At 36.9% G+C, this 21,014-nt stretch carries 21 protein-coding genes; 4 read left to right on the top strand and 17 right to left on the bottom strand.

Translation table 11 applies throughout. The annotated features are described in order from the left end of the window. Positions 1-22 precede the first annotated feature (22 nt). The 4 genes from LKE46_RS12145 to LKE46_RS12160 all read right to left on the bottom strand — a co-directional run bounded on the left by LKE46_RS12145 (position 23) and on the right by LKE46_RS12160 (position 3,883). Complete coding sequence (locus LKE46_RS12145; RefSeq protein ID WP_291722596.1) at positions 23-1,291, bottom strand: helix-turn-helix domain-containing protein; 1,269 nt, start codon at positions 1,289-1,291, stop codon at positions 23-25. Positions 1,292-1,321: 30 nt separating this feature from the next. Beyond that, on the bottom strand, positions 1,322-2,617 hold the full coding sequence (locus tag LKE46_RS12150; RefSeq protein WP_291722599.1) for a helix-turn-helix domain-containing protein: 1,296 nt from the start codon (positions 2,615-2,617) through the stop codon (positions 1,322-1,324). 125 nt (positions 2,618-2,742) lie between these two features. Next, entirely contained in the window at positions 2,743-2,892 is a 150-nt protein-coding gene (locus LKE46_RS12155; RefSeq protein ID WP_291722602.1) for a YtxH domain-containing protein, read from the bottom strand. Positions 2,893-2,938: 46 nt separating this feature from the next. Beyond that, on the bottom strand, positions 2,939-3,883 hold the full coding sequence (locus LKE46_RS12160; RefSeq protein WP_291722606.1) for a YkvA family protein: 945 nt from the start codon (positions 3,881-3,883) through the stop codon (positions 2,939-2,941). 167 nt (positions 3,884-4,050) lie between these two features. Between LKE46_RS12160 and LKE46_RS12165 the strand changes: the two genes are divergently transcribed. Further along, positions 4,051-5,781, top strand: coding sequence for an ATP-dependent metallopeptidase FtsH/Yme1/Tma family protein (locus LKE46_RS12165; RefSeq protein ID WP_291722608.1), 1,731 nt, complete (start codon positions 4,051-4,053; stop codon positions 5,779-5,781). A 34-nt stretch (positions 5,782-5,815) separates the two neighbouring features. On the opposite strand, the gene LKE46_RS12170 is transcribed toward LKE46_RS12165, so the two are convergent. Both LKE46_RS12170 and LKE46_RS12175 read right to left on the bottom strand, forming a co-directional pair. Further along, positions 5,816-6,841, bottom strand: coding sequence for a rhomboid family intramembrane serine protease (locus LKE46_RS12170; protein WP_291722611.1), 1,026 nt, complete (start codon positions 6,839-6,841; stop codon positions 5,816-5,818). Between the two features lie 11 nt (positions 6,842-6,852). After that, the gene (locus LKE46_RS12175; RefSeq protein ID WP_291722614.1) at positions 6,853-7,899 is read right to left on the bottom strand and encodes an HD-GYP domain-containing protein; all 1,047 of its coding nucleotides are present in this window, start codon (positions 7,897-7,899) and stop codon (positions 6,853-6,855) included. Positions 7,900-8,026: 127 nt separating this feature from the next. Between LKE46_RS12175 and LKE46_RS12180 the strand changes: the two genes are divergently transcribed. Beyond that, positions 8,027-8,353 (top strand): hypothetical protein, encoded by a 327-nt coding sequence (locus tag LKE46_RS12180; RefSeq protein WP_291722617.1) that lies wholly within the window; start codon positions 8,027-8,029, stop codon positions 8,351-8,353. Positions 8,354-8,360: 7 nt separating this feature from the next. Here LKE46_RS12180 and LKE46_RS12185 read toward each other — a convergent pair whose 3' ends face one another. Both LKE46_RS12185 and LKE46_RS12190 read right to left on the bottom strand, forming a co-directional pair. After that, positions 8,361-8,795: a Fur family transcriptional regulator gene (locus LKE46_RS12185; protein WP_291722620.1), complete on the bottom strand. Its 435-nt coding sequence runs from the start codon at positions 8,793-8,795 to the stop codon at positions 8,361-8,363. 46 nt (positions 8,796-8,841) lie between these two features. Next, positions 8,842-9,576, bottom strand: a complete 735-nt coding sequence (locus LKE46_RS12190; protein ID WP_291722624.1) for a M48 family metallopeptidase — start codon at positions 9,574-9,576, stop codon at positions 8,842-8,844. 107 nt (positions 9,577-9,683) lie between these two features. Between LKE46_RS12190 and LKE46_RS12195 the strand changes: the two genes are divergently transcribed. After that, on the top strand, positions 9,684-10,619 hold the full coding sequence (locus LKE46_RS12195) for a 3-hydroxyacyl-CoA dehydrogenase family protein (RefSeq protein ID WP_291722627.1): 936 nt from the start codon (positions 9,684-9,686) through the stop codon (positions 10,617-10,619). Between the two features lie 49 nt (positions 10,620-10,668). Here the strand turns inward: LKE46_RS12195 and LKE46_RS12200 are convergent, their stop codons facing one another. From LKE46_RS12200 to LKE46_RS12210, 3 genes are read right to left on the bottom strand one after another with little or no spacing between them, the layout of a single operon-like run. Next, on the bottom strand, positions 10,669-12,558 hold the full coding sequence (locus tag LKE46_RS12200) for a PTS fructose transporter subunit IIABC (protein ID WP_291722630.1): 1,890 nt from the start codon (positions 12,556-12,558) through the stop codon (positions 10,669-10,671). A 23-nt stretch (positions 12,559-12,581) separates the two neighbouring features. Continuing rightward, positions 12,582-13,487, bottom strand: a complete 906-nt coding sequence (pfkB, locus tag LKE46_RS12205) for a 1-phosphofructokinase (RefSeq protein WP_291722632.1) — start codon at positions 13,485-13,487, stop codon at positions 12,582-12,584. Beyond that, the gene (locus LKE46_RS12210) at positions 13,484-14,236 is read right to left on the bottom strand and encodes a DeoR/GlpR family DNA-binding transcription regulator (protein ID WP_291722635.1); all 753 of its coding nucleotides are present in this window, start codon (positions 14,234-14,236) and stop codon (positions 13,484-13,486) included. The genes pfkB and LKE46_RS12210 overlap by 4 nt, the downstream gene beginning before the upstream one ends. A 148-nt stretch (positions 14,237-14,384) precedes the next feature. Here LKE46_RS12210 and LKE46_RS12215 point away from each other — a divergent pair, with 148 nt between their 5' ends. Further along, positions 14,385-14,765 carry a carbonic anhydrase gene (locus LKE46_RS12215; protein ID WP_291722638.1) on the top strand — a complete coding sequence of 127 codons (381 nt, stop codon included), beginning with the start codon at positions 14,385-14,387 and terminating at the stop codon, positions 14,763-14,765. A gap of 48 nt (positions 14,766-14,813) precedes the next feature. On the opposite strand, the gene LKE46_RS12220 is transcribed toward LKE46_RS12215, so the two are convergent. The 6 genes from LKE46_RS12220 to LKE46_RS12245 form a co-directional block, all read right to left on the bottom strand. Beyond that, entirely contained in the window at positions 14,814-15,377 is a 564-nt protein-coding gene (locus LKE46_RS12220; protein ID WP_291722642.1) for a hypothetical protein, read from the bottom strand. 144 nt (positions 15,378-15,521) lie between these two features. Further along, a complete protein-coding gene (locus LKE46_RS12225) occupies positions 15,522-16,436 on the bottom strand; it encodes a branched-chain amino acid transaminase (RefSeq protein WP_291722644.1) in 915 nt (304 codons plus the stop codon). A gap of 64 nt (positions 16,437-16,500) precedes the next feature. Then, on the bottom strand, positions 16,501-17,091 hold the full coding sequence (locus LKE46_RS12230) for a VanZ family protein (RefSeq protein ID WP_363316022.1): 591 nt from the start codon (positions 17,089-17,091) through the stop codon (positions 16,501-16,503). Then, positions 17,079-18,776: an ATP-binding protein gene (locus LKE46_RS12235; protein WP_291722647.1), complete on the bottom strand. Its 1,698-nt coding sequence runs from the start codon at positions 18,774-18,776 to the stop codon at positions 17,079-17,081. Before LKE46_RS12235 ends, LKE46_RS12230 begins: the two co-directional genes overlap by 13 nt. Positions 18,777-18,809: 33 nt before the next feature. Beyond that, positions 18,810-19,112: a DUF2442 domain-containing protein gene (locus tag LKE46_RS12240; protein ID WP_291722650.1), complete on the bottom strand. Its 303-nt coding sequence runs from the start codon at positions 19,110-19,112 to the stop codon at positions 18,810-18,812. A 195-nt stretch (positions 19,113-19,307) separates the two neighbouring features. Next, complete coding sequence (locus LKE46_RS12245; protein ID WP_291722652.1) at positions 19,308-21,005, bottom strand: ATP-binding protein; 1,698 nt, start codon at positions 21,003-21,005, stop codon at positions 19,308-19,310. Positions 21,006-21,014: the final 9 nt, after the last annotated feature.

A 21,014-nucleotide genomic window follows, 5' to 3' on the forward strand; every position in this document is an offset into this window, starting at 1 on the left:
GGATATATATCAGCATATCCTGCTATTTCATGTAAATTCTCAAAGATCTATCCTTCAAGTATATGGCATAATTGAAACATTTGATTGACTCGGAAAGCTTTCCATTCCTGTAGTACATACTCCCCATTTCAATATGTCTCTTACATATGCTGCCTGTGTCGGAAAATTTCAGTAAAAGTCCCAGGGAAATATCCATGTAAATTTCAGCATCTTTAGTATTTCCCTGCTTTTCAAGTATAACGGCCTTGTAATAATAGCATCTCTCCATCAGCTCGGCATCATTCAAAATTATTGATTTATCCAGCGCAATATTACATATACTCAGAGATCGACCCATAAAATTGTTTTCAATTAATTTATTTATTATGTCCAGTATTATGTAAACCTTTTCCCGGTCAATATGATTTTGAAGTGAATTTACGTCTAAAACCTTGTCCACATACTCCAGCGCGCTGTTTTTCATATTAACTGTAAACATCGTGGAAGCATACCCCAGCATTAACATTGATATATACTCCAGGTTCTGTCCTAAAAGCCCGTATGCCTTTTCTTCATACTTTAAAAAATCTTCTTTCCTATATATCAGGCACAACACTGACTTCATACCATATACTACCGCTTTTTTGACAGAATCGGTCAAATAATTTATATGTATCATTATATGATTCATAAATATGCAGGCTTCAGAGTATTTTTTCATTTTAATCAGACAGTATTCTTTATAGTACATTGCATCAATATTTACATTGTCAATTTTCCTGGAAATGCTTATCGCATTATCGTAATAACTCACCGCCTGTATGTACTCTTTGCTTCTAAGCAGAAGCAATCCTATGTCCATATAGTAAAGTACAATATTTTCCAGAGAACAGCTCTTTTCAAGGTACTTATAGTATTCAGGAATATTACTTCTTGCCATACTCAGCTGACTCTTGTCTATATAATAGCCAAACTGCAGATGCATTATCTCAAAGCATAGATCATAATATCGATAATTTTCTGCAAATTCAAGATTGTATTCCACTTTCTGTACAAAATCAGGAATGCCACCTTTACTTAGTATTCCTATATTATCCGCTATCTGATTTCTTATATTTTGTTTCAAATAGTCAATATCCACATCCAGCTTATCTGATAAATATTCCAGAATCCAGTATTCCGGTTTTATTTTGTTATTCTCAATACAGCTCATCTTGGAGACAGATATCTTGTTGCCGCATACATCTTTTAAAGTCATTCTCTTATGTATCCGTGCCCTTTTGATCTTATCTCCAACGGAAAGTATCTCCATAAGTACACCCCTAGTTCATTCCGAATGTTTCTAAATTATATTCAGTTCTTTAAAATTATCTACTCCCTGGCTCAGATATCTGGCAGCTTCTGCATCGTTGCCCATATCCATGTAAAACTTTCCCAGTAAAATTGATATCTTCCCTGCCTCTTCTGAAAGTCCTAAATTTTTAACAAAATTAAGTGCCATTATAAGTGTATTTTCAGCTTCTTTTTTATTTTTTTCAAGCATTCCCACTCTGTATTTGAGTATATAGTATTCTATCAGTGCATTATTGTTTCCATCTTCAACATGAGAGAGAATTTCTTCAAGTACATTTCTTGCACTTTTTACGTCCTTCAATTTTATATAATTTATACAAATATTTTTAAGAGTTTCCACTATATTCGGATCCTTTATTTTAAGCCTTAATTCTCTTGATTTATTCAAATGGACAAATGACTCTTCTATATTGTCAAATTCACAGAACAATTTTCCCAGATTATTTTCAATCCTGGCAATATTCTCAACATCTTTTATCTCACTGTATATTTCAAGTGCTTTTCTCGAATATTTTATAGAATTGTCCAGATCGTTCTTTTTATTATATTCGTCTGCAATAAGAAGTATGGTATTGGCATATTCACTGCTGTTCTCCATTTTCCCGAATTTTTCTTTGGCAAGATATGAATAATTTATTGCCTTTTCTATATTATCCAATTTGAAATATACACAGGCCGTGTAATAATAAATCTTTCCAAGCAGATACTCATCGCAGAAATTATTATCATTATATATTTTTTCAGCATGTCCAAAATAATTTAAGGAAGAATGATAGGAATTGAGTTTCATAGTTGTTTTCCCAAGATATACAAAAGTCTTTATTATCTCTTCATAATTGTTGTTTTTTATAAAAATAACATTTGCAGACAGGAAAAATTGTTGTGCATTATCATATTCATGTTTCATTAAAAAAATTTTACCTTTCAAATGCATGCTTCTTGCAATCTTATATTCCAGATTATACTTTTGGGCATAATAAAGTGCATTTTCAATATATTTTTCGCCCCGAATCATATCGTTGTTTATTATACAGGACTCAGCTACATTTTCAAAATATGTACAGTTCTTTTCCGCCTGAATCTCTTCCGATTCCATAAGATATTCAATAGAAGTGTTAAGTTCCTTTGCCAGATACTCCAGAAGATCCATACTTGGCTTTGATTTTCCGGATTCAACAAGACTTATCTGACCTGGCGTTATTCTGTCACCTGCAAGGTTTTTCAATGTCATATTCAGTTCTTTTCTTCTTCTCCTGATCTTTTCTCCAAGAGAAAGTATCTCCATGGATTTCCACCCTTCCTCCAATATGGATTATTTACGATATTATATCATAAATTTACCACTATATAAATGTATCTGACAGACATTCCCGTATATAAGCGCGGAAAATCTGCCAGATCCAGCTGCACTTATCTAATCCATCCCATAAAATCACCTGCAGCATTTTTAATGCGTCTGGAAGTTTTTTTCATCTTTCTTTTGGCTGATCTATCGACTTCCATCATCATTCCAACTGCAGCACCAATCAAAATGCCTGTTACAAATTTACTGTGCATCATAATAAATCACCTCTACATTATAATGTGCAGATTTGTATTTTTTTATTTATTGCTGTAAGTCAATTCTTTTCTTAATAAATTTTTTTAAAGCTTCCGATATATCCGTAAAATTTTTTACTCCGACTATGTTGGACATATACTTTATGGCTTCACGTGCAATCAACACTACATTATCTTTCCCCCGCCAATTTTCAAGCAGTATATTTTCAGGTACTTCGTCAATTATCATGTTAAGTGCAAAAAATGCCACGGCAACATCATCCATCTGTCCCAGAACAGGTATGAAGCCAGGTATCAGATCCACAGGACTTATTATGTATATCAGTGCATTTGCCAGTATGATTTTGACCTTTGCCTTTACTCTCCTGTCTTTAAAAAGTCCCCAGAACAAAAGTATAACATCCGGCATCATAAGAATATAATCTGACACTTTAGAATATTTGTCAGGTATTTTGTCAATAATTTTTTTTCTTAAATTATCATATTTCCTATACAGAGAGTCCGAATATTTATAATCGTTTTTCCCTATATATGGAAATTTTTTGTCTTTTTCATACACTATATTTTCTACACATACTTCCATTACCCCGGGTGAAACCGTTATTCCCTTCAAATCCAGATTGAAACGCGGTATAAGCTTTCTTGCAGTATCCAGATCTATGATTACAGTATCCCTGTCTATCTTTATACCATAATTCAGAAAATTTCCAAGCAGTTTTTTTGCAAGCTTATCCTTCACTGCACCCGGAACTCCCATTTTACATATCTTCAATTTGTATATTTTAAGGTTTAAATTATTGTCTCTGACATTCCCTATTCCAATTTTAAGTTTAAAGGGTACCGTAAATTTCTTCCCGTATTGTCCACTGATAGTTATTATATCATCTATTGATATTTCCCCTATATGCAGCCCCTCTATGTGAACATAATCTTCTATCAGCTCCAGTATATCCCCCTCTGTCAATTTAATATCAGCAGCAGACACTTTCATTTTATATTCTCCTCCCATCAATAATAAATAAAGTATACAATAAATTTTCGGGCCTGTGAATTGTATCCTCAATTGCTATCAATTACATTAGCAAATTTTATGATTTTGATTAGACTAATAGTAATCAATATTATATTATAATTGCATGGAAAGGGGTAGGTGATTTAATGAAGAAAATCAAGAATAAAATGTTGATACTGCCGATTTTGATAATTCTCATATCACTATCAGTGTTGATTCTTTCAAAATATATCGGTGATCCCATTACGTCAAAACCATATAGTTCCTTCAAAAACAATCTCGAAAAGGGCAATATACGCAAGGTTTACATCATAAATTCACAGCAGATAAAATTTGTATTAAAAGACGGAAATGTATATGAAACCGACAACCCTGAAAACACAAACTTCAAAGAGGAACTCCTGAGCAAAAATATAGCCGTATTCAAAAGTTATCCGTTGAACAACCTGCAGAGATACTCATCCATGACTCTGGTTCTATCCGTAATATGGCTCATTGCAGTGGGTATGAAGTCATCCAGGATAAAGGCAAGGGGTTCCCTGTCCGTTGATTCTCTGGATGCAGCTGCTGTGGAAAATCCGGATTTTACCTTTAAAAACATGGCTGGAAATGAAGAAGCCAAAGAAAGTGTCCAGGATGTAGTTGATTTTTTGATCGACCCTGAAAAATACAGATCATACGGCGCCCGTATTCCAAAGGGAATAATACTCTACGGTGAACCTGGAACTGGAAAAACTCTTCTCGCCAAGGCAACGGCGGGTGAAGCCGGAGTACCCTTCTATGCAGTATCAGGCTCTGATTTTGTGCAGATATACGTAGGGGTAGGTGCCAGCCGTATAAGACAGCTTTTCAAAAAGGCAAGGAACAACAAAACCGGTAAATCAATCATATTCATAGATGAAATAGATGCCATAGGTAAAAGGAGGGACGGCTCTGCAGCTTCAGGATCAGATGAAAGAGATCAGACTTTAAATGCACTGCTCACGGAGATGTCAGGTTTCAATGAAAATTCCGGAATTGTTGTCATGGCTGCCACAAACAGGCTTGATACACTGGACCCGGCACTTCTGAGACCCGGAAGATTCGACAGGCATATTGAAGTAACACTTCCAGACATATCTGCAAGGGAAAAAATAATCAGGCTTCATCTTGAAAACAAACCTGCAGGAAATATAGATATAAAAGAATGGTCCCAAAAAACAGCCTATTTTTCAGGCGCAAAAATAGAGAACCTCATAAACGAAGCTGCAATTATTGCCTGCAAAGAAAACAGTCCCACTATTCAAGACAAACATGTTGACAGGGCATTTTCCATAGTCCTGGCCGGATATGAGAAGAAAAACAGGGATTATATAAAAGACATTGACAGGAAAATTACTTCCTATCATGAAATTGGACACGCTCTTGTATCCTCAAAGGTACTTCCCAATGAAAAAGTATCAAAAATTACAATAATACCAAGTACAAAAGGTGCGGGAGGATATACGCTGAGTATCCCCGAGGACAGACTATATCAGAATAAAGCATATCTCACAAACAAGATGATGGTGTTATTGGGCGGACGTGCAGCCGAGGACATTGTATTCGGCTCCGACTACATTACTACCGGGGCACACAATGATCTTCAGAGGTGTACAAACATAGCCTATAGTATGATAACAAAATATGGAATGGGGCAGGCTCTCGGACTTTTAAACATGGAGCAGCTGTCAGACCTTAATATAAACCAGGACAGCATAATTTTGGAATGCAGGAATCTGGTCGACAGCATCTATAATAAAACCAAAAAACTCCTGAATGAAAACAGAGACTTTCTTGAAGAAAAATCAAAATTACTCCTTGAAAAAGAAACTCTTTTTGAAAAAGACCTGCTATAACCTGAATATAAATAGAAAGCATCCGGTTGATCTGTTAAAAGCCGTCACCGGATGCTTTTCCAATTAAAATTCCGGAAGATATTACACCACCCAGCAGTCCTCCCACATGCCCGAAATTATCTATATTGGAGGAAGAAAATCCAAATATGAGGTTGACTGTTATTACCGACAATATACTGTATATATATTCTTTATTTATTCTTCCCTTCATTTTCAGTGCAAAAATCAATGTAGCTCCAAGCAGTCCGAATATTGCACCAGATGCACCTATGGAGATATTCGGTGAAAAAAAATAACTTAGAAGGGATGAAGCTATTCCCGAAAAAAAGTATATAAATGTATACCTCAGTTTCCCGTATACCTTCTCCACCAGTGGTCCAACAACCAGAAGCGCATACATGTTGAATGCAAGATGTACAATTCCTGCATGTAAAAACATACAGGACAGCAATCTATAATATTGTCCTGATGAAATAAGGGAATTGACCTTTGCTCCAAGGAGCACAAGAACATTTGTATTGCTTGTAAAAAAATCTCCGGACAACACAGCTGTCACAATATAAAAAATCACATTCATGGCTGCAAGCAGATATGTTATTCCAGCACCTCCAATATTAATTGTCCTGTCTTTATTTTTCAATCCGGTAATTCTATCCATGCAGCTGCCTATCTTATATAAAATGTCCCGAGGCACCCCATTTGAGTATAAAATTTTATTGAAACTGCCGTTTATCAGAATTAATCCACATTGTGGATAACTTTCCCCTTCATGGATATACTTTTTCTGGATATCAACGGATTCATCCAGCAATATTACTATGATCCTTATTTTTTCATATCCATAGATGCCGTTCAGTTTTAAGCGCATTCCCACTATATCTATTTTATAATAGGAATTCAAGTCTGAAAAAACCATTACATCCAGACTTCCTGTATTTCTGTTCTCATAGTATGCCCCCCATTTGCCTGTAATTCCGGGGGCATCTTTAATCTCCATAATATTGAACCCATACCTTCTGTATAGTTCATTTAGAAGCTGTCTTATATATTTAATCATCATATTCTCCCAAATCACGCTACTCCTAAAATAATAGTACTCGTATCACTGAGCAGATCTGTTTCATGGTAACTCATGCTCTTTCCTTTAAAAATCCTGACTACAGGTCTGTCCGGGAATCCCCTGTTCTGCTTTACAATGTACCCGTCCTCGCCATTTGACAACCTTACATGGCACCCAAGGGGATATATTGCAAAAGTATTTTTGAAATTCAGAACCATATTCCTGTCAAAAATACTGCCGCTTCCGGAGAGTATCAGTTCGTATGCATCATTTGGACTGAACTTCTTCCTGTAGCACCTGTCATTGCTTATTGCATCATATACATCACATATACATACAAGCTTTGCAAATCTGCTTATCTGGTTTCCCGTCAGCTTATTGGGATAGCCCCTGCCGTCAACCCTCTCATGATGCTGCCCGACTACTTTTATAACTGAATCCGGAATTGAATAAACTTTTTCAAGCAGATTTACTCCATAAATTGGATGTTTTTTTATTTCTGAAAATTCTTCCTCTGTAAGCCTTCCTGTTTTGTTGAGTATCTTGATGGGGACTTTGATCTTTCCAATATCATGAAGTATACCCCCTATCCCCAGTTCCTTCAAATGGTTTCTGTCAAATTTCTCGGTTATTCCCAGAAATGATGACATAATACAAGTATCAAGGGAATGTATAAACGTATAATTGTCATAGGTTTGTATATCATAAAGGCTCTTGTTCACATCTCCCAGATCCACTATATAGTCTATCATGTTTTCAACTGTTTTTATGGAATCCTTGAATACCTTTCTTTCGCCGTTGTACAACTTGGTGAATACATTTGCCATACTCTTCATGGAGGCCTGCTTGAGCCGTGTGAGTTTTTCATCTTCTATTTCAATGTCGCTGAGCCGCTCATCCTCTACATATATATAAAATACTCCAAGCTCCTTCAGCTTTTTTACGTAAACATCGGTCAACGTCACCCCTGCCCTGAGCAGTATCTGTCCATCCGGTGTAAAGATACTCTTCCCGAGTACTTCATTTTCTGTAACCATATCTATAAATTCCAGTCTCATCACTTCACCTCGACAAGTTTCATTGTATATTAATTCAATATAAAAATGCTTTTATATATTTACTTAAGATGAATTTAAAGTTATCATATATATTAGAATTATATTTGGAAATATATGGGGGATAAACATGAAAAAATTTATATGTATTCTAACAGCAGTTTTACTAACTCTTGCCATTATATGGTATGGATATAATTTAAACAAATGCAGAGATTTCAATTATGCAGTTGACAGATATTTTACTTCAGGCATACTCAATAAATACAAGCTATACAATATTGACAAAAAACAAATTTATTTTTCCAATGGAAATGTATCATTTTTAAAGGTTGACGGAATTTCAGCAAGATCTCCTCATGAAAAAATAAATTATACAGTATTCATAAAAAGAAACAGCAGCGGTATATGGAAAATAGAAAAAGTTTATCCTGATGACACAGGTGGAAACCAGTAAATTTTTTCTATTTATTTTTTAAAAGTTTGCTTCTGCACTGCCTGCATATTCCATACAGTTTGAAATCCAGGCTTTCATCCGTAAGTAAAAATCCGGTTTTGTTTTTTACCATGTCCTCTATCTGCTGCATCGGGCAGTCTATTTCTATCTCCCTGTGGCACAGCTTGCACTGGAGTACATGTTTGTGGTTTCTCTTTATAATGGCATAACCAGACTTATTTTTGTCCAGATCAAATCTCTTTATTATATTCTTATCATAAAATAATTCCAGCGTCCTGTATATAGTTGACATGTTAATATTTAGATTTTCCAGCCTGCACCGGGTGAGTACATCCTCTGCACTCATAACACCGTCACTTCTGAGAAATATTTTCAAAATACATGTTCTGGGTTTTGTAACCTTTATATCCCGTTCCCTCAAATAGCCTTCAATATTATCCACAAAATCACCCCAAGTTCAATTAAAAGCATATTATATACATTATACCTCATAAAAATACATCATAGAAATAAAAATTGAGCATATAACCATTATCATCAAGCCACTTTTGAGCATCCCTGTAATCCGGAATGACCGACTCAACCAGGTTCCAGTATGTCCTGGAATGGTTCATGTATACCATGTGGCAGAGCTCATGAACTACTACATAATCTATTGCTTTAAGCGGTGCCATCATAAGCCTGCAATTGAAACTTAAATTTCCACCTGAAGAACAGCTTCCCCATATTGTCTTCTGGGATCTGACGGATATTTTCAACGGTCTTACACCCAGTATCTCCCTGTAAATATCAATTCTCTCCATGAGTACTGCATACAAATTCTTCTTATAGGCTTTATATACCTCACATCTCATGGACTCCCTGTCAGAGAAGAGTTTTTCATTTCCGCAGATAATAACCCTGTCATCCGCAAATTTTACAGATAATTTATCTGTATTTATTTCATATTTTTCTACGGGAAGTACCTTTCCAAGAAACGGGAGACCGGTCATACCACCTATACCCAGCTTCTTCAATTTATCCTTCCTCTCTTTTACAGTATTCAGCCTTTGAAGTATCCACTCATTCTTGTCCCGTACAATACTTTCAACAACTTTCATGTCAGTATGAACCGGACAACTCACAATTATTTCGCCACTGTTTTCAACTCTTATATTTATATTTTTTATGTTTTTTCTAACTATTCTGCAGTCTATAAACATATTACCACATTTTATTCTCATTTTACATGTTCTCCCTGATAAACTACACTTCTCTTTATATTTTGCAATTTCACCATTGAATTGTCAATTCGAAATGATAAACTTAAAATGTAAAGGAGGGATCATGGATGAATATCAAAAAAGCAGCAGTACTGGGAACCGGTACAATGGGACATGGGATTTCCCAGATTTGTGCAATGGCAGGACTGCACGTAAACATGTATGGAAGGTCCGATGCCAGTCTTGAAAGAGGTTTTACAAAAATAGAAAACAGCCTGAAGGATCTGATGGAGGAGGGAAAACTGACAGACTGCAAGGTCAGGAAAATCCTCTCCAGAATAAATGGTGTAAAATCCATTGAAGCTGCCTCAAGCGGTGCTGAAATCATAATAGAGTGCCTGGCGGAAGATCTGCAGCTCAAGCAGAAAATATTCAATAAACTGGATAGTATCTGCAGCAGAGAAGTAATACTGGCTACAAACACCTCCGGGCTGAGTCCCACTAAAATATCAGAAGCTGTGAATTATCCGGAAAGAGTTGTGGTTGCCCACTTCTGGAATCCACCCCAGTTCATTCCCCTGGTAGAGGTAGTTCCGGGGAAGCATACATCCGGAGAAATCATGGACAGAACCATGGAATTTATAGACTTTATAGGTAAAAAAGGTGTACGCCTCGAAAAGGAATGTCCCGGTTTCATAGGGAACAGGCTTCAGCTTGCCCTTTTGAGAGAAGCACTCTATATAGTCGAACAGGGCTTTGCAAAACCTGAAGAAGTAGACAAAGCAGTAGAATACAGCTTCGGCAGAAGGCTCCCTGCAACAGGACCTCTCTGCAGTGCCGATATGGGAGGTCTTGACATATTCTACAATATATCATCATATCTGTTCAGGGAGCTGTGCAGTTCAAAGGATGCCTCGGAGATGCTGAAGCAGCTTGTGGACGCAGGAAAGCTCGGTCTTAAAGCAGGGAATGGATTTTACAACTGGACAGATGATTTTTCAGATAAGAAGCAGGAAGAACGAACAAGGGTACTGAAGTATTTTCTCCAGCAGGACAATAAATAAAAGGAAGCCGGCACAATAAAATTCAGTGCCGGCTTAGTAAAATATTTATCTATTCATTTTGAGCAATAGGTTTTTTCACAATTCCAAGAAGTGCCGCTGTTATAAATGCACCCAACAATATGGCAAATATATAGGAAAATGCATTTCCGTATACAATAGGTATTACAAATATTCCACCATGAGGTGCCGGAAGTCCTATATTGAACAACATTGAAAGTGCTCCCGCAACTGCCGCTCCTGCTACGGAGGCTGGAATAACCCTTGCAGGATCGGATGCTGCAAATGGTATGGCCCCTTCTGTTATAAAGGTTACACCCATTATATAGCATGTCTTCCCTGCATCTCTCTCATCCCTTGTAAATCTATTCTTGAACAAGGTAGTTGCTATTGCAATTCCAAGGGGAGGCACCATTCCACCAGCCATTATTGCTGCATGTGGTGTAAATTTTCCCGCAGTTATCATTGCTATTCCAAAAGCATAGGCTGCTTTGTTTACAGGGCCGCCCATATCCACAGCCATCATTCCTCCAAGTATGAGTCCCAGTATTATCTTGTTGGCGGTTCCCATGGAGCCAAGCCACTGTATAAGGAAATTGTTTATGTCCTTTACAGGATTTACAATAAATACGAGCATTATTATTCCCGTTATGAATATGCCGAGAAGCGGGTACAGAAGCACCGGTTTTATTCCCTCAAGTGACTGTGGAAGCTTTGAGAATACTTTCTTCAGAAGAACAACTACATATCCTCCCAGAAACCCTGCAACAAGTCCTCCCAGAAATCCCGCACCATTATTTGCCGCTATGAGTCCGCCTACCATTGCAGGTGCAAATCCAGGTCTGTCTGCTATACTCATTCCTATAAATCCTGCAAGCACGGGTACCATAAGGGAAAAGGCATAAGTACCTCCTACATCATGTATGAGCTGTGCTATTACGTTAAAAGAAGGGTCCTTTGGATCGTAGCTTTTGATACCGAACATGAAGGAAATGGCTATAAGTATACCACCGCCTACTACGAAAGGAAGCATGTTGGAAACTCCACTCATGAGGTGCTTGTAGAATCCAACCTTGCTGCCACCGCCTGCCGCAGCACTTTTCCCCTTATTATCTGCATGATATACAGGGGCTTCTCCTCCTGCCGCCTTGTTTATAAGTCCTTCCGGGTTCTTGATTGCCTCGGATACAGATACCTGTACAAGTTTCTTTCCATCGAATCTATCCATCTCAACCTGCTTGTCAGCAGCTACAATTACTCCATCTGCCTTTTCTATATCCTCATCCGTAAGTCTGTTTTTTACACCTGTGGACCCGTTTGTCTCAACCTTTATGTCTATTCCCATATCAGCTGCCTTGTTGTTGAGTGCATCTGCAGCCATATAGGTGTGTGCTATACCTGTAGGGCATGCTGTAACTGCAAGTACGAATTTGTTGGAGCCATGATCTACGATTTCATCTTTCTTTTCACCCTGGGACTTTATATACTGTTTTTCCTGTTCATCTATCATTCCAAGAACTTCATATTCAGACGAAGCATTCAAGAGCCTGTTTTTGAAATCTTTGTCCATAAGCATACTTGACAGCCTTGCAAGTGTATCCAGATGCTCATTGTCCGCTCCTGCACTTGCTGCTATCATGAAGAACAGTTGTGCATCGGTCCCATCCAGTGAATCATAATCCAGTCCTTCTTTTTTTATTCCAAATGCCAGTGCAGGAGTCTTCACAGCTTCCGTCTTTGCATGGGGTATTGCTATGCCCTCCCCTATTCCAGTTGAAAATTCAGACTCTCTTTTTAATATGGTATTTTTGTATTCTTCCTTGTCATTCAACTTTCCTGCAGAATCCAGTATATTTACCAGTTCATCTATTACGCCGGCTTTATTTTCTGCATCAAGCCTTATTTTTATGGTATCTTTCTCCAAAAGTTCGGTAATCTTCATAACAAATCCTCCTTTTTTATAAACTAAAGCCTTTTTATCTCCACTTCAGGAAGCAGTCTCTCTATATCTTCCTTCCTGCACAGATCCATGGAAAAGGCTGTAGCACTTCCAGCTGCCGCACCGTATTTGAAAGCATCAACTATACTTGAACCTTTTGTATACCGGGACAGAAATCCTGCAACAAGTGAATCGCCGGACCCCACGGAATTCTTCACTTCCCCCTCTGGTGCAGATGCACTGTAGACACCTTCGCTGCATATAAGAAGGGCTCCTTCTTTTCCCATCGATACTATGACATTCTGTGCTCCCGTGCCACGCAGCTTCTGGGCATAGTAAATCACCTTTTCGGTTTCCTTGATTTCTACATCAAACAACTCCCCAAGTTCATGTATATTGGGTTTTATCAACAGCGGACTATATTGAAGCGTATCGGCAAGTGCCTCTCCCGTAGTATCCACAACTACTTTTCCCTTTCCGCACTTTGTCTGGATTGTGGAATATATATTCCTGGGTACGGATTTCTGCACATTTCCTGCAAGTACTATAAAGTCATCTTCCTTCAAATCCTTCACTTTTTCAAACAGCTTGTTCAAGTCATCTCTGCTTATATCCGGTCCTGATCCATTTATCTCGGTTTCTTCAACTGATTTCAGCTTTACATTTATCCTCGTATCCTGCTGAACCTGTATGAAGTCAGTTGAAATTCCAGCATCCCTGAGAGAGTCCTCTATAAACTTTCCGGTAAATCCTCCAATAAATCCAAGTGCCCTGCTCTCAACGCCGATATTCTTCAAAACCCTGGATACATTTATTCCCTTGCCGCCTGCATATTTTTCATCATTTTTCACCCTGTTGATGGTTCCCACCGTGAAATCATCCACCTGTATTACATAATCTATTGAGGGATTGAAAGTTACTGTATATATCATTTATCCATCACAACCTTTACTCTGGTTTTTTCTGCATACTCTTTATAATTTTCCACCCTGCAGTCGGTAATTATGTCAGCTTCTTTAAGATCTGCCACCTTTACAAAACTAACTTCACCGAACTTGCTTTCATCTGCAAGAACATAACTCTGTCTTGAATGTTTTATGACACATGTCTTGAGTGCGGCTTCTTCTGAATCAGGAGTTGTGAATCCATATTCAAGATGTATTCCATTCATGCCCATAAAACACTTGTCAAACCTGAACTTTTGAAGGTTGCCCAGTGCATCGGCACCTATAACCGCTCCTGTTCTATTTTTTATGCTGCCTCCAAGTATATATCCATTTATATTGTTCTCTGTAACGGCATTTATATGCTTCAGTCCATTTGTAACTATTACTATTTCCCTGCCCTTCAGATATCGAATCATCTCAAAAGTGGAAGTACCGGCATCAATATATATGCAGTCACCGTCATCCACACAGGAAGCGGCAAATTCTGCTATTTTTCTCTTCTGCACAACATTCTGTACCTCCTTTTCACCATAGCTCTGCTCTATAAGTCTTCCTCTTGGTACTGCCGCCCCTCCCCGTATTCTCCTGACTGCATTCATCTTTTCCAGACAGGTGAGATCCCGCCTTATAGTGGATTCTGAAGTATTCAGAATGTCAACCAGGTCATTAACCTTTACAATTCCGTTCTTTTCCAGTTCATTCAATATTATTTTATGACGCTGTTCCGTCAGCAAGACATTCACCTTCTCTACAACTTATTGATAGTCTATTAACATTATAATATACATTTCAATCAAAATCAATCATAATCATTCAAAATCAGTCATAAAAATATGGTATAATCTCAAATATAAAAATATTATCGACAAAGGAAGTATGAATATGGATGGAAATTTTGCTACATTGCTGAACTGTATGGATGGGAGAACCCAGCTCCCTGCAATAAACTGGATAAGAGAGAATTTTGATGTGGACTACGTGGATATAATATCGGAACCCGGCATAGACAGAGTTATTGCCGTAAAAGACAGGACATTCATGAATTCACTTGACAAAAAGATGGACATATCCTTGAATTCCCATGGATCAAACATTATATTCGTGGCAGGTCACCATGACTGTGCAGGAAATGATACTGACAGGGCTGGACATATAAGACACATTAAAGCTTCAGTAGAAATACTTGAAAATTTATACAAAGGTGTCCCTGTAATAGGCCTGTGGATAAACGAGATTTTCGAAGTGGAAAGAATCCCTGGCTGATTTAGAGGAATTAGAACCCGTCCTGTTTTTAAACGGATTCTAATTCCTCTAATAGAACACTATGGTCACACTGCCGTCTGACAGTTCAAGTTCCCTCATCTTCAACGAAAACAGACTTGTATCTATGATTATTTTATTATCCTTTAAGGACACTCTCTTTATATCATACTTTTTTACAATATTGACGACAATACTCTTTGGCAGGCTCAACTTTCCGGCCTTGAAATCATTTATCTCATATACTATTCTGCCATTTTCAAGATAGGGTTTTCCCGAAATGGAAAGAAGGACATCTATTCCCCTGTAATTTGACGGCAGATATATTGTAAATTTGTCTTTAAGTATTCCGGTATATATTGCTTTTACCTTCAAATCGCCAAACTTATTCTCTCCTATGGGATACAGACCTATGAGTTCATTTAATTCCTCGCTGCTTAACGTTATGGAGCCATTGTTTGCCGGCATATTGATTATTTTTGATGCAAGCTGTTCTGAAGGCTGTGGGAAATCCGGTATGTTTGAAGAATTCCAGGTAATCATACCTATAAGTACTGATAAAACAATTATCAGAGGCAGGATAACAAACAAGAGTATTTTTAATTTTTTCGTCATAAATTCATCTCCCGGAATCAAGTTACAATTTTATTATACTTATTTATAATATGCATCTTTTATAAAAACTTTCCCATTAATTTTTCAGACAAAAAAGTAGAGCCATAGACAAACCTGCCCGGCCCTACATAAATATCACAGTTTTTAATAAACAGGAGTACAGTACTCTGCATATTTAGGATTCTTGCCTACAGTCAGTGTGAAGAAGAGTTCTTTCAGCTTCCTGCAGATTTCTCCTTCTTTTCCGTCCCCAACAATTCTGTGGTCAACTTCAACTATTGGAGTAACCTCCATGGCAGTTCCACTGAAGAATATTTCATCTGATGCATAAAGCTCTGTTCTTGTAACACTTCTTTCAACAACTTCAAGTCCAAGATCTTCCTTTGCCAGCCTTATGACAAGATCTCTCGTTATTCCCTCAAGTATATTGTCGGAAGCTGAAGGAGTTATGAGTTTTCCCTTCTTGTATATGAACAGGTTCTCTCCCGGTCCTTCGCAAACATGTCCCGATCTTGTAAGGAATATTGCCTCGTCAAACCCTGCCCTGTGTGCCTCAAGAGATGCAAGGGCTGAATTCAAATAAGACGCTGTGGCCTTTACTCTTGGCGGTATCATGTTATCTTCAATTCTTCCCCATGATGTTATTCCAACACTCAATTCAGATTTTCCAGCATATTTGTCCAGAGGCTGACAGTATATAACAACTTTTACATCTGGATCTGTAAGACTTGGTCCTATATCATGTGCATCGTTATAAATTATAGGTCTTATGTATGTAGTGCGCTTGAATTCATTTTTCTTTAAAAGTTCTACAGTGAATTTTACAAGATCATCTACGGTGTACGGAATGTTGAGATTAAGTGTCTTGGCAGACTGGAGCATCCTTGTATAGTGATCCTTCAACCTGAACCCAAAAAGCTGCTTCTGGTCTTCATCCCAGTAAGCCCTTATTCCTTCAAAACAACCAAGTCCATAGTTGAAAGCCTTGCTTCTTATACCAACCGTTACTTCACTTTCATCTACAATTTCTCCCTGGTAAAATACGTACGATTTCGACATCAAAAAGCCCCCTCAATAATATTATCACGTTTATAAATAAATATACAGCTACAGAAAAATTAAGTCAATAATTTTTAAGATCTTTCAATTTATAGTATATAACATAAAAGACAAGTATTCCAATCAAACTTCCCGCGAAGTCTATCACCACATCACTTACAAGTGATGTTCTTCCAGGTACAAGCTGTTGGTGAAACTCATCTGTAACAGCATATAAAAGGCATATGAACATTATATATACTATAGCTTGTTTACCTCTTAATTTAAATACATGAAGCACTCCTGAAACTATAATGGCAAGCACAAGATACTCAAAAGCATGGGCATTTTTTCTCAAAATGAGATTCAATCTTTCCTGCCTGTTTTGAGGAATTCTGAATGCCTCTTTTATTCTGGCCTTGATTGAAACCTTCTCCTTTACATTTTGTGATTGCTGCTCTGAAGATTTCCCTGTTTCCCCTGGCAATATGCTTTTCCCCTCCTTTATACGTTTCAGATCATCCAGTATATTATAGCTTCTCTTATTGGACACATTCCCATTATTAGAGGAATTATAGAATATAAAACCCATCCATGTAATACACAGTACAATCAAAACAATCTTTTTAATAACATCACCTTCTTCAAGCCACTGCCTGAATTCTATTCCGGGCACACATAATAAATATCCTTTTTCCCTACCACAACAATCAATACTTTCTTCAATCTTTCTTTCCCCAGTCCTTCCTGAACCATTTTACTTTCTCCATACAATTGAAGCTGTTTCAATCCCTGCTCCTTTACTTTCTCCAAAGTGTTCCTATCACTTTCTTTTATATATTTCAATTCTATAATCCACTGAAATTTAGTTATATCTTCAAGCTGAATTTTTCTTTTAAGCATCAAATCCACATAGCCTTTGTTGTTCTCATCTTCACTTTTTATGAAATAGGTACCATCCACTCCTAAAAGAGTTAGAAATATCATTTTTACATTTTTTTCATCCATCTGTATGAGATCCCTGTTGGAAAAACTCTCCAGTATGTCTTTTAAAAGCTCTACCATGGATTCTATACTGCCGTGCATTCGCATTTCATTTACTGCAATTCTAACCTTTTGAATTTCAATATTGTACTTTCCCCTTATATTCTGAAATTGCTGTTCCCAATAAATTGTCTTTATAACATAATTGGGTATCCTCAGTACAGTACCAAGGGGACCTGCCTCTTTTATAGTAAGCATCCCCAGATAAAACAGCAGGGACTTGAAGTTTTCCTTTTCACTGTACATAGTATTGATGTTAAACCTGTCTACAAGAATTGTTGATGTTTCACCATCAGACATTATTTCCTTTAAAGCTTCCATGTCATTGAAATTATATGCAAGCTGGTTGACCTTCCCGTAATCTGTCTTTACATTATTATCTATCATTTCTTTAGGATAACGGTCATATGCCAGATAGCCATCGAGAAAATACATGGCCATATCTGGATTGAAAACAGGCCTGCAATTTTCATTGAATTTATATCCGTCATAATAGGTTATCATATCAGTACAGATTTTTTTTCTAAGTTCCACATCATCTATATTGACTTCATCCATAATCCATGAAAGTTCCTGCCGTGTAAATCCAAGCATTGCATTGAGCTTTTCATCCAGAGTATAGTTCCTCGTTATGTTAAAGCCGCTGGTCAGGTCATCCAGCATTATAGGACTCACCCCAGTCATGAATATTCTTGCAAAGTTATCCATAGTTGCATCTTTTACTGCCTTGTAAAATACTTTGACAAAGCCCTCTCCGTGAAGGATACTGTTATAGGTATTCTGTTTACCTCCTGTTATCAGTTCGTTGGCAAAGTTGTCATATTCATCTATCAGAAGGAATACCTGCTGATTGCTTATTTTGCTGATCATGTTCAGATGAGATATCACCATTTCGGCACTCATATCATCAGAAGGCAATCTGCTTTCTTCCAATAAATCATGATATTTATATAAAAATTCTCTTGCAGATGACATAACTTTAAAATTAAAGCTTTCTCTAAGTTTTTCTTCACCATACCCTGCGTCCACTCCTGCAAAACTTATTCTCAAGATTAAAAAACTGTTTCTGTACTCGGTAGGATTCTTGCCTATATAAAGATCGCCAAACAACTTTTCAAACTTATCCTTTTTATTTATATCATAATAATTGTCCAGCATCGATATAAACAGACTCTTCCCAAATCTTCGGGGCCTTATAAAAAATTGATATGGTGCATATTGTTCCAGTACATCTATATAAGAGGTTTTATCTACATAAAGGTAGTTCTTCTCCCTCAAAACTTCAAAGTTGGAAATTCCATAAGGTATCCTCTTCATATCATCAGCTCCCTCTGTATCCTTATCTAAATTTTACTTCTTATAGGAATTAAACATTTCAGAAGGCTCTTCAACTTCAGGACATTTATATAATTCAAAAGGATCTATATCAAGACATTCGCCTGGATCATAAGTTCCTTGAATGTCCCATGCCAAAGTTCCGTTCAGTACAGTACATCTATCTATAAAAATATTTTTATCTTTTATCTGTCTAAAAATCCCTTTATTTATTACACTGGAGGCATCAAACAGTTTTATTGATCCATCATCAAAGTAAACATATACTTTATAATCTTCAGTAGGTATCACCTGTACAACTTCTGGAAAATACTCCATAGAAAATCCCTCCTTATGATAATGGTGATATTTTATTAAGTCTTTCATGTAATCTTGACAATTCCCAATTCTGCATTAATTCATTATAATTTATAGTTATCCTTATACCAAAAAACAAACTTATTTCGGGCAAAGTAAGCACTCCCTTTCAGTGATAACTCTTTTGTTATTATTTTTATTATACCCCATAATTCCCTATTCCGGGCACACATAACAAATATCCTTTTTCCCTACCACAACAATCAATACTTTCTTCAATCTTTCTTTCCCCAGTCCTTCCTGAACCATTTTACTTTCTCCATACAATTGAAGCTGTTTCAATCCCTGCTCCTTTACTTTCTCCAAAGTGTTCCTATCACTTTCTTTTATATATTTCAATTCTATAATCCACTGAAATTTAGTTATATCTTCAAGCTGAATTTTTCTTTTAAGCATCAAATCCACATAGCCTTTGTTGTTCTCATCTTCACTTTTTATGAAATAGGTACCATCCACTCCTAAAAGAGTTAGAAATATCATTTTTACATTTTTTTCATCCATCTGTATGAGATCCCTGTTGGAAAAACTCTCCAGTATGTCTTTTAAAAGCTCTACCATGGATTCTATACTGCCGTGCATTCGCATTTCATTTACTGCAATTCTAACCTTTTGAATTTCAATATTGTACTTTCCCCTTATATTCTGAAATTGCTGTTCCCAATAAATTGTCTTTATAACATAATTGGGTATCCTCAGTACAGTACCAAGGGGACCTGCCTCTTTTATAGTAAGCATCCCCAGATAAAACAGCAGGGACTTGAAGTTTTCCTTTTCACTGTACATAGTATTGATGTTAAACCTGTCTACAAGAATTGTTGATGTTTCACCATCAGACATTATTTCCTTTAAAGCTTCCATGTCATTGAAATTATATGCAAGCTGGTTGACCTTCCCGTAATCTGTCTTTACATTATTGTCTATCATTTCTTTAGGATAACGGTCATATGCCAGATAGCCATCGAGAAAATACATGGCCATATCTGGATTGAAAACAGGCCTGCAATTTTCATTGAATTTATATCCGTCATAATAGGTTATCATATCAGTACAGATTTTTTTTCTAAGTTCCACATCATCTATATTGACTTCATCCATAATCCATGAAAGTTCCTGCCGTGTAAATCCAAGCATTGCATTGAGCTTTTCATCCAGAGTATAGTTCCTCGTTATGTTAAAGCCGCTGGTCAGGTCATCCAGCATTATAGGACTCACCCCAGTCATGAATATTCTTGCAAAGTTATCCATAGTTGCATCTTTTACTGCCTTGTAAAATACTTTGACAAAGCCCTCTCCGTGAAGGATACTGTTATAGGTATTCTGTTTACCTCCTGTTATCAGTTCGTTGGCAAAGTTGTCATATTCATCTATCAGAAGGAATACAGGCATTTCTACTTTTCCAGCAAGATGTGATATATACTCGACAGCTGCTTCTGCTTTCATGGAATATCCTTCTATTTCCTCACCAGTAAAAAAATTCGAGTACTTAACAATAAAGTTCTTCACAGAAAAAGTTACTTTTGTATTAAAGCTTTCTCTAAGTTCTTCTTCACCATGCCCTGCATCCACTCCTGCAAAACTTATTCTCCATACCAAAAAACTGTTTCTGTCCTCAGTAGGATTCTTGCCTATATAAAGATCGCCAAACAACTTTTCAAACTTATCCTTTTTATTTATATCATAATAATTGTCCAGCATCGATATAAACAGACTCTTCCCAAATCTTCGGGGCCTTATAAAAAATTGATATGGTGCATATTGTTCCAGTACATCTATATAAGAGGTCTTATCTACATAAAGGTAGTTCTTCTCCCTCAAAACTTCAAAGTTGGAAATTCCATAAGGTATCCTCTTCATATCATCAGC

Origin of the sequence: Clostridium sp., from assembly GCF_022482905.1 — a bacterium.
Classification (GTDB): Bacteria; Bacillota; Clostridia; order Clostridiales; family Clostridiaceae; genus Clostridium_B.